This is a genomic window from Microbacterium sp., assembly GCF_032084865.1.
Classification (GTDB): domain Bacteria; phylum Actinomycetota; class Actinomycetes; order Actinomycetales; family Microbacteriaceae; genus Microbacterium.
Map to the genome: position 1 here is coordinate 1 of NZ_DAMDLU010000123.1, position 8,763 is coordinate 8,763.

The window sequence follows — 8,763 nt, forward strand, 5'->3', positions numbered from 1 at the left end:
GTTCGCAGTGGGGGACGACGACACCGGATGCCGTGTCCCGCCTCGCCCTCGATTCGGTCACGGTGCGCTATCCGGGCACGGCCGCCCCCGCCGTGGCGAACGTCACCGCCGAGGTCGACCGGGGCCGGTGGCTCGTGCTGGACGGGCCGTCTGGTTCCGGCAAATCGACACTGCTCTCGGCCGTGATGGGGACGCTGCCCGTGGCATCCGGAGCGATCACCGCCGATCGGCAGTCGATCACGACCTTCGACGAGAGCGCCTGGCGGGACCGGGTCGCCTGGTGCCCGCAGGATGCGTACGTCTTCGACTCGACGCTGCGCGGCAATCTGCTGCTCGCCCGCGACCGCGACGACGCACCCGATGACGATGTGCTGCGCGACGTGCTCGCACAGGCCGGTCTCGCCGAGCTGCTCAGCACCCTCGGCGGCGATCTCGACGCGCGGGTCGGCCCCGGCGGATCTGCGCTGTCGGGCGGCGAGCGTCAGCGCCTCGCCGTCGCGCGGGCCCTGCTCACCCGCGCCGAGATCCTGCTGCTGGATGAGCCCACTGCGCACCTCGACCGGCCGACGGCCGCGGCGATGATGGCCGATGTGCGCCATGCCACCGCCGACCGGATCGTCGTGCTCGTCTCGCACCGCCGCGCCGATCGCCATCACGGCGACGCCGTCGTGCGGCTCGGGGAGCGCGCGGTGCCCGTGGCCGGGTGAGGCGTCGTGCCTCCCGGTCGGGCCGCACTCATCGAGAACAGGCGAACATGCGGAGGTAGGCCCGATCCGGGCGGATCTCTCCTGTGCTCGGGTGTTCGCCTGCGCTCGCGCCGTGCCCGACTCGCGCGGTGCCCGACTCGCGCGGTGCCCGAGACAGCGCGCACGTGGCTGAGCGTCAGCCGACGAGCCGGCGGAACCGGTCGCTCACCCGCATCGATCCCGACACGGGCTGATCGGCGCCGGGCACTCCACTCGCGCCCACCTGCAGGATCGCCCGGGCCAGCACCTCGTCGCGCACCTCGCGGCGCGCGTGGTCATCGGCCAGCATCTCCACGAGAGCGGCGACCTCGACCTCCGCCCGCGCCGCGATCGGGAACCACGGCAGCGCCGACCGCCAGGCGCGGAACGCGAGCAGCAGCAGATCGTGCCGCTGCTCGACGTGCGCGCGTTCGTGAGCGATCACCGCGACCAGCTCGTCGGGATCCAGGCGGTCGAGCAGCCCCTGCGAGAGCACGGTGACCGACCGCGGCCCGTTCGGCAGGCAGTACGCCATGGGCACCGCCTCGTCGATCACCCGCGTGCGCGCGCGGGTGGGATGCGGCGAGGTCAGCATCTCGAGCAGCGCGAGGTGACGGTGGCGCTGCTTCGTCACCTGAACGATCGTCGCTCCGAGATGGACGAGCAGATAGATGGTGAACAGGACGGCGGCCGTCGGTGCGAGCCACGGATGCCGGGGCAGTGCGGCGTAACCGGTCAGAGCGAGCGCCGCGATCATCGACAGCCCGCCGGCCAGGCCGATCGCCTGCCACAGCAGCAGCGCCATCACGGGGGCGCGCATCGGCCACGATGCGCGCGACAGGGCGACAGGCACGGGCCACGCGAGGGCGATCGAGACCAGACCCAGCGCGATCGCGCCGAAGATGACGACCCCGTGCGGGATGACCAGGGCGCCGCTCTGCGCGGCGTCGGCCACGACCGTCAGCATACGTTCAGCCTGATCGGCCGAGCAGCTGGCGCAGCACGGCGGCGTCCTCGGGCGACACTCCGCCGACGAAGCGCTTGAGCACGGCGGCGCGGTCGCCGGCGTCGCCGAGCACCGAGTGCATCAGCTCCGCGACGTGGTCGGTGCGGGAGGCGACGGCTGTGTACCGGTGCGGGCGGGCCGAGCGGTCGGAGGCGACGAAGCCCTTCTTCTCCAGCCGTGACAGCACGGTCAGCAAGGTGGTGACGGCCAGTGCTCGACCGTCGGTCTCGAGCTGGCTCTGCACGTCGTATGCGCTGAGTGCCCCATCGGCATCCCAGATGGCATCCATCACGGCGCGTTCGAGTTCTCCGAGCGTTCCCATGAGCGCATCCCTCCTTCACGCATTTTGTCCGGCTCTTCGATTCTACTCCCTGTCGAATTTGTTCTATCGTGTGTCGAAGAAGTTCTACAAAGCGTAGAATAGCTGTGGCGGACGACCGCCGCCCCCTTCGCGAACGGAGAAACCGAGTGGACGTTCTCGACATCGCCCGCTGGCAGTTCGGCATCACCACCGTCTACCACTTCCTGATGGTGCCGCTCACTCTCGGCCTCGGCATGATGGTGGCGATCATGCAGACGCGGTGGGTGCGCACCGGGGACGAGAAGTTCCTGCGGATGACGAAGTTCTGGGGGAAGGTCTACCTGATCAACTTCATCGTCGGAGTCGCCACCGGGCTCGTGCAGGAGTTCCAGTTCGGCATGGCCTGGAGCGAATACTCCCGCTTCGTCGGCGACGTGTTCGGCGCACCGCTGGCCATGGAAGGGCTGCTCGCCTTCTTCGTCGAGTCGACCTTCCTCGGCATCTGGATCTTCGGCTGGGGTCGCCTGCGCAAGGGGCTGCACCTCGCGGCGCTCTGGTGCGCCGTGATCGGCTCGTGGATCTCGGCGTTCTTCATCATCGTCGCGAACTCGTGGATGCAGCACCCGGTCGGCGTCGAGCTCGGTGCCGACGGGCGACCCGTGATGACAGACGTGTGGGCCGTGCTCACCAACAACACCGCGATCGCCGCCTACACCCACACGATCTTCGGCGCCCTCGTCGTGGCGGGAATGTTCCTGCTCGGCATCTCGTGGTACCACCTGTGGCGACGCCGCCATGACGGCATCGACTCGGTCGACGAGACCGGTCGTGTGATCGTCGGACAGGCGGATGCCGTGCCCGGGCGCGACAAGAAGGACCACGGCGTCTGGATCTGGTCGCTCCGCTTCGGCGCGATCGTGGCCATCGCCGGGTTCCTCGGCACCGTGGCATCCGGAGACATCCAGGGCAAGCTGATGTACGAGCAGCAGCCGATGAAGATGGCGGCGGCGGAAGCCGCCTGCCACACCGGCTCGGCGTTCTCGGTGCTCTCCCTCGGCGACCCGGGGTCGAAGGACTGCTCCGACGTGGTCACCCTCATCGAGATCCCCGGCGTGCTCGGCTTCCTCGGCACGGGGGAGTGGGGCGCCGAGATGCCCGGCATCAACGACCTCGAACCGCAGTACGTCGACCAGTACGGCAAGACGATCCCCGATGACGCGCTCTACGGCGACATGGCTGGCACCGACGTGCAGTACGTGCCCGTGATGTGGGTCACCTACTGGGGCTTCCGGCTGATGATCGGACTCGGCGGCGTCGTCGCCTTCGGCGGAGTGGTCGCGCTGTGGCTGACCCGCAAGGGCACCGTGCCGCGGTCGCCGTGGATCATGCGCCTCGCGCTGCTGGGCATGGTCGCGCCGTTCGCCGCGAACATCGCCGGCTGGATCTTCACCGAGCTCGGCCGCCAGCCCTTCGTCGTCGCGCCGAACCCCGACGCGACCGGCATCGACGGGGTCTTCATGTTCACCGCCGCAGCCGTCTCACCCGGCGTCACCGCCGGCGAGATGCTCTTCTCGGTCATCTCCCTCAGCGCGGTGTACGGCGTGATGCTCGTGATCGAGCTCTACCTCATGGTGAAGTACGTGCGCGGCGGCGTGGCCGCCTCGATGCCCGAGCTCGCCGCATCCCGGCATCCGGACGACGGCGACGACACCCGACCCGACCCCGACCGACGCGACGACGTGCTCGCCTTCGCATACTGACCCGGCCCGAGAGGAACTGAGGAAATGGAACCGCTTCCCGTCGTCTGGTTCATCGCGATCGCCGTGCTGTGGATCGGCTACCTGCTGCTCGAGGGCTTCGACCTCGGCGTGGGCATGCACATGGTCTTCTCCACCCGATCCGAGCGCGACCGTCGCGTCATGCTCAACACCATCGGCCCGGTCTGGGACGGCAATGAGGTGTGGCTGATCACCGCAGGGGCGGCGATGTTCGCCGCGTTCCCCGCCTGGTATGCATCGCTGTTCTCGACCCTGTACGTGCCGCTGACGATCACCCTGGTCGGCCTGATCGTGCGAGCAGTCGGCATCGAGTACCGCGGCAAGGTGCACACCGAGCGCTGGCGCACCGTCTGGACGTGGATGATCGGACTCGGCTCGCTCATCGTCGCGTTCTGCATCGGCGCGGCGCTCGCCCTGACCTCGACCGGCCTGCCCATCGACGCGAACGGCGACCGCGTCGGCGGTCCGTTCGTCTGGCTGACGATCCCCGCCGTGCTCGGCGGTCTCGCCGTGGTCGGCTTCGCGCTGCTGCACTCGGCGACCTTCCTCGGTCTGAAGGCCGACGGCCCGGTGCGCGAGCGGGCCGGGCGGTTCGCCGCCCGCTGGGCGCCGCTGTGCATCGCCCCCGCCGCGGTATGGGCGATCTGGGTGCAGCTCGTGCACGGCGGCACCGTGTTCGCCTGGACGCTCATCGTCTTCGCCGTGCTCGCCGCGGTCTACGGATGGCGTGCCGCACTGCGGCGCTTCGAGGGCCGTGCGTTCATCGGCTTCGCCGGGTTCGGTCTGTTCGGCGCCGGGGCGATCTTCGCCGGCATGTTCCCGCTGCTGCTGCCGTCGACGGTGGATGCCGCGTTCGATCTCACCGTGTGGAACGCCGCCAACGGGCCCTACACGCTCGGCGTGATGACGGTCGTGGCCGCGGTGTCGCTGCCGGTGATCCTGCTCTACCAGGCGTGGAGCTACTGGATCTTCCGCAAGCGGGTCACCCCCGGAATGATCCCTGAGGTGCACATCGTGCTGCCGGCGGTGCTGCGCGCCCGCTGAGCGGGAGCAATGCGGGCCGATCGGTCGGAGATCTCAGACCATCCGTTCGAGAGCGGCGTGTCACCCGAAGACACGCCGCTCAGGGGCCGGATGGTCTGGGATTCCCGACCGCGGCCCGCCGCAGTCGCCCGCCACGGCTATTCTGACCGCATGATGTACGAGCACCTCGGGGCTCGGCCCCGCATCCACGACACCGCCGTCGTGGCGCCGACCGCTGTGATCTCGGGCGACGTCGAGATCGGCCCGAACTGTCAGGTGCTGCACGGCGCGGTGATCACCGCTGAGGGCGGGCCGATCACCCTCGGCGAGCACGTGATCGTGATGGAGAACGCCCTCATCCGCGCCACCGCGGCGAACGCCGTGCACATCGGCGACCACACCCTGATCGGAACGCTCGCCAGCATCGCGGGGGCGACGGTCGGTGAGGAGGTGTTCCTGGCATCCGGAGCCCGCGTCTTCAACGGCGCGATCGTCGGCCCGCGATGCGAGGTGCGCGTCAACGCGATCGTGCAGCGCCGCGCGGTGCTGCACGAGGGCAGCGTCGTTCCCATCGGCTGGGTGGCGGTCGGCGACCCCGTGCAGCTGTTCTCACCCGACCGTGCCGACGAGATCGCCGCCGCGATGCCCGCCCTGGACTTCCCCGGCCACGTCTTCGGCGTCGACCGCGACACCCCCGACCTGATGGTGCAGCTCACTGAGCGCTACGCGAGCTCGCTCGCCCGCCACGCCGCCGACCGCCTGCTCTGACCCCCGGCATCCAGCCCCCAGAACGCTCAGCGAAGGACAGCGACGCGTCGGGTCAGATGACGCCCTGCGCGAGCATCGCGTCGGCGACGCGTTCGAAGCCGGCGATGTTGGCGCCCGCGACGTAGTCGCCGGGGGTGCCGTAGCGCTCGGCGGCGCGGAACGACGCATCGTGGATGTCGGCCATGATGTCGCGCAGCTTCTGCTCGCTGTTCGCGAAGTTCCAGCGCTGGCGCGACGCGTTCTGGCTCATCTCGAGAGCGGATGTCGCAACGCCGCCGGCGTTCGCCGCCTTGCCCGGCGCGAACAGCACCTCGGAGTCCTGGAACGCGCCGACGGCCTCGGGGGTCGACGGCATGTTCGCACCCTCGGCGACCGCGCGCACGCCGTTGGCGATGAGCATGCGGGCCGAGTCCTCGTTCAGCTCGTTCTGCGTCGCCGACGGCACGGCGATGTCGACCGGGGTCTCCCAGACGTTGCCGCCCTCGACGAAGCGGGCGCCGGGGCGACGGTTCGCGTACTCGACGATGCGTCCGCGCTCGACCTCCTTGATCTGACGCAGCAGTGCGAGGTCGATGCCGGCGTCATCGACGATGTAGCCGGAGGAGTCGGATGCCGTGACCGCGCGCGCCCCGAGCTGGGTGGCCTTCTCGATCGCGTAGATCGCGACGTTGCCCGAGCCCGAGACCGCCACGCGCTTGCCCTCGAGGCTCTCGCCGTGCACGGCGAGCATCTCCTGCACGAAGAACACCGCGCCGTAGCCGGTCGCCTCGGTGCGCACCTGAGCGCCACCCCAGCCGATGCCCTTGCCGGTGAGGATGCCCGACTCGTGGCGGTTCGTGATCTTGCGGTACATGCCGAACATGTAGCCGATCTCGCGACCGCCGACGCCGATGTCACCGGCGGGGACGTCGGTGTGCTCGCCGATGTGCCGGAACAGCTCGCTCATGAACGACTGGCAGAAGCGCATGACCTCGGCCTCGCTCCGGCCGTGCGGGTCGAAGTTCGAGCCGCCCTTGCCGCCGCCGATGCCCTGCCCGGTGAGCGCGTTCTTGAAGATCTGCTCGAAGCCGAGGAACTTGATGATCGAGATGTTCACCGAGGGGTGGAATCGCAGGCCGCCCTTGTACGGGCCGAGTGCCGAGTTGTACTGCACCCGGTAACCGCGGTTCACCTGGAGCCTGCCGGCGTCGTCCGTCCACGGCACCCGGAAGATGACCTGCCGCTCGGGCTCGACGAGCCGCTCGAGCACGCCCTGATCGAGGTACTTCGGGTGGCGTTCGAGGACGGGGCCGATGGAATGCAGCACCTCGTGCACCGCCTGGTGGAACTCCGGCTCGTTCGGGTTGAGAGCCCGCACCGTGTCGAACACGGGCTGCGCGGCGGCGCTGAGCGGGTGGAAGTCGGTGGTGTCTGTCACGCGGGAAGCTTTCTGCTGGGGGATCAGGGGCGCGATCGTGTCGCGTGATGCTTCACCGGATCAGGCAGGGTCTCACTGTAGCGTGCGAGCCGAGCCTGCTCCGACGATGAGTCGGTCGGGATGCTATCAGCCGGTGTTCTGCAGCCCCGCCGCGACTCCACTGACCGAAAGCAGCAGCAGGCGCTGCAGGTCGGGGTCGGTCTCGCCCTGGATCTCGGAGCGCAGCGCGCGCAGGGCACGCAGCTGCAGCAGCGACAGCGCGTCGACGTACGGGGTGCGCAGCTGCACGGCGCGCTGCAGCACCGGCTTGTTGCCGAGCAGCTGGTCGCCGCCGGTGAGCCGGATCACCCAGTCGCGGGTGAGTGCGAGCTCGTCGAGCACGATCTTCGCGAGGTCGTCGCGGTCGCCGAGCGAGAGGTACTCGCGAGCGATGCGCTCGTCGGTCTTCGCCAGGCTCATCGCGACGTTGTCGATCATGGTGCGCAGCAGCGGCCAGTCCCGGTACGCCTCGATCAGCCGTGCCTCGTCGCCGACGGCATCCAGAGCCGTGCCCAGACCGAACCAGCCGGCGAGGTTGATCCTGGCCTGCGTCCACGCGAACACCCACGGGATCGCACGCAGATCCTCGAGCGACTCGACCGAGAGACCGCGACGCGCCGGGCGCGAGCCGAGGGCGAGCAGCCCGATCTCCTCCATCGGCGTGACGGTCGCGAACCACGGCGCGAACCCGTCGGCTGCGACGAGCGAGAAGAACCGCTCGCGCGACGCGGCGTCCATCGTCTGGGCCACGTCGGCGAACCGCTCGGCAGCCCCGCTGGTGCGCTGCTCGACCGTGGGGGAGGAGGCGAGCAGCGTGGCCGCGGCCACCTGGTCGATGTGGCGCATCGCGATCGCCGGCTCTCCATAGCGGGCGAAGATCACCTCGCCCTGCTCGGTGAGCTTGAAACGGCCGTCGACCGAGTGCGGCGGCTGCGCGAGGATCGCCGAGTTGGCAGGGCCGCCGCCGCGGCCGAGCGCACCGCCGCGACCGTGGAAAAGGGTGAGCCGGATGCCGGACTCCTTGGCCCACAGGGCGATCTGACGCTGCGCCTCGTAGAGGGCGAGGTTCGCGGCCACCGGCCCGACGTCCTTCGACGAGTCGGAGTAGCCGAGCATGACCTCGAGCCGGTCGCCGGTGGCATCGAGGCGGGCGCGGAACTCGGGGAACTGCACGACCTCGGCGAGGATCGCAGGCGCCGCCTGCAGGTCGGCGAAGGTCTCGAACAGCGGGACGACGTCGAGCACCGGAGCGTCCTCGCCCAGCGCGTACGCCGCGAGGCGGTGCACATTGGCGAGGTCCTGCGCGGACTGCGTGAACGAGACGACGTAGCGGCCGGCGGCGCGCAGGCCGTAGCGGCGCTGGATGTCGGCGACCGCGCGGAACACATCGAGCACCTCTTCGGTCTGCGCGCTGAGCTCTCCGCCCGCGTCGAGCTCTTCGAGCGCCTGCCGGTGCACCTTCGAGTGCTGGCGCACCTCGAGCTCGGTGAGGTGGAATCCGTACGTCTCCACCTGCCAGATCACGTGCTGCAGGCCGCCGAACGCGTGGCGGCGCGCACCGGCATCCGCCAGCGACGACTGCACCGCACGCAGGTCGGCGAGCAGCTCCTCGGGCGCGCCGTACGCGCCGCCCTGCTCGGTGCGGGTCGCGTGCACGCGGTGCACGAGCGCGAGCATCACGCGGCGGTGCGGCTCCGACGGCGAGC

The 8,763-nt window shown here is 69.9% G+C and carries 8 protein-coding genes; 4 read left to right on the plus strand and 4 right to left on the minus strand.

From position 1 onward, the window contains the following. Positions 1–707 (plus strand): ATP-binding cassette domain-containing protein (locus RT309_RS11755; RefSeq protein ID WP_313357266.1); only part of this gene is annotated, 707 nt, incomplete at its 5' end. Between the two features lie 175 nt (positions 708–882). Here RT309_RS11755 and RT309_RS11760 read toward each other — a convergent pair. Both RT309_RS11760 and RT309_RS11765 read right to left on the minus strand, forming a co-directional pair. Then, positions 883–1,692, minus strand: coding sequence for a M48 family metalloprotease (locus RT309_RS11760; protein ID WP_313357268.1), 810 nt, complete (start codon positions 1,690–1,692; stop codon positions 883–885). Positions 1,693–1,696: 4 nt separating this feature from the next. After that, a complete protein-coding gene (locus RT309_RS11765) occupies positions 1,697–2,053 on the minus strand; it encodes a BlaI/MecI/CopY family transcriptional regulator (RefSeq protein ID WP_313357270.1) in 357 nt (118 codons plus the stop codon). A 146-nt stretch (positions 2,054–2,199) separates the two neighbouring features. On the opposite strand from RT309_RS11765, the gene RT309_RS11770 reads away from it, so the two are divergent. The 3 genes from RT309_RS11770 to RT309_RS11780 all read left to right on the plus strand — a co-directional run bounded on the left by RT309_RS11770 (position 2,200) and on the right by RT309_RS11780 (position 5,601). Beyond that, the gene (locus RT309_RS11770; RefSeq protein WP_313357272.1) at positions 2,200–3,792 is read left to right on the plus strand and encodes a cytochrome ubiquinol oxidase subunit I; all 1,593 of its coding nucleotides are present in this window, start codon (positions 2,200–2,202) and stop codon (positions 3,790–3,792) included. Between the two features lie 24 nt (positions 3,793–3,816). Next, on the plus strand, positions 3,817–4,854 hold the full coding sequence (cydB, locus tag RT309_RS11775) for a cytochrome d ubiquinol oxidase subunit II (protein WP_313357274.1): 1,038 nt from the start codon (positions 3,817–3,819) through the stop codon (positions 4,852–4,854). A gap of 150 nt (positions 4,855–5,004) precedes the next feature. Then, complete coding sequence (locus RT309_RS11780) at positions 5,005–5,601, plus strand: gamma carbonic anhydrase family protein (protein WP_313357275.1); 597 nt, start codon at positions 5,005–5,007, stop codon at positions 5,599–5,601. A gap of 52 nt (positions 5,602–5,653) precedes the next feature. Here RT309_RS11780 and gdhA read toward each other — a convergent pair whose 3' ends face one another. Together gdhA and RT309_RS11790 are read right to left on the minus strand one after the other, a co-directional pair. Continuing rightward, complete coding sequence (gene gdhA, locus RT309_RS11785) at positions 5,654–7,018, minus strand: NADP-specific glutamate dehydrogenase (RefSeq protein ID WP_396654449.1); 1,365 nt, start codon at positions 7,016–7,018, stop codon at positions 5,654–5,656. A 126-nt stretch (positions 7,019–7,144) separates the two neighbouring features. Beyond that, on the minus strand, positions 7,145–8,763 hold a 1,619-nt coding region (locus RT309_RS11790), incomplete at its 5' end, for a phosphoenolpyruvate carboxylase (protein WP_313357277.1).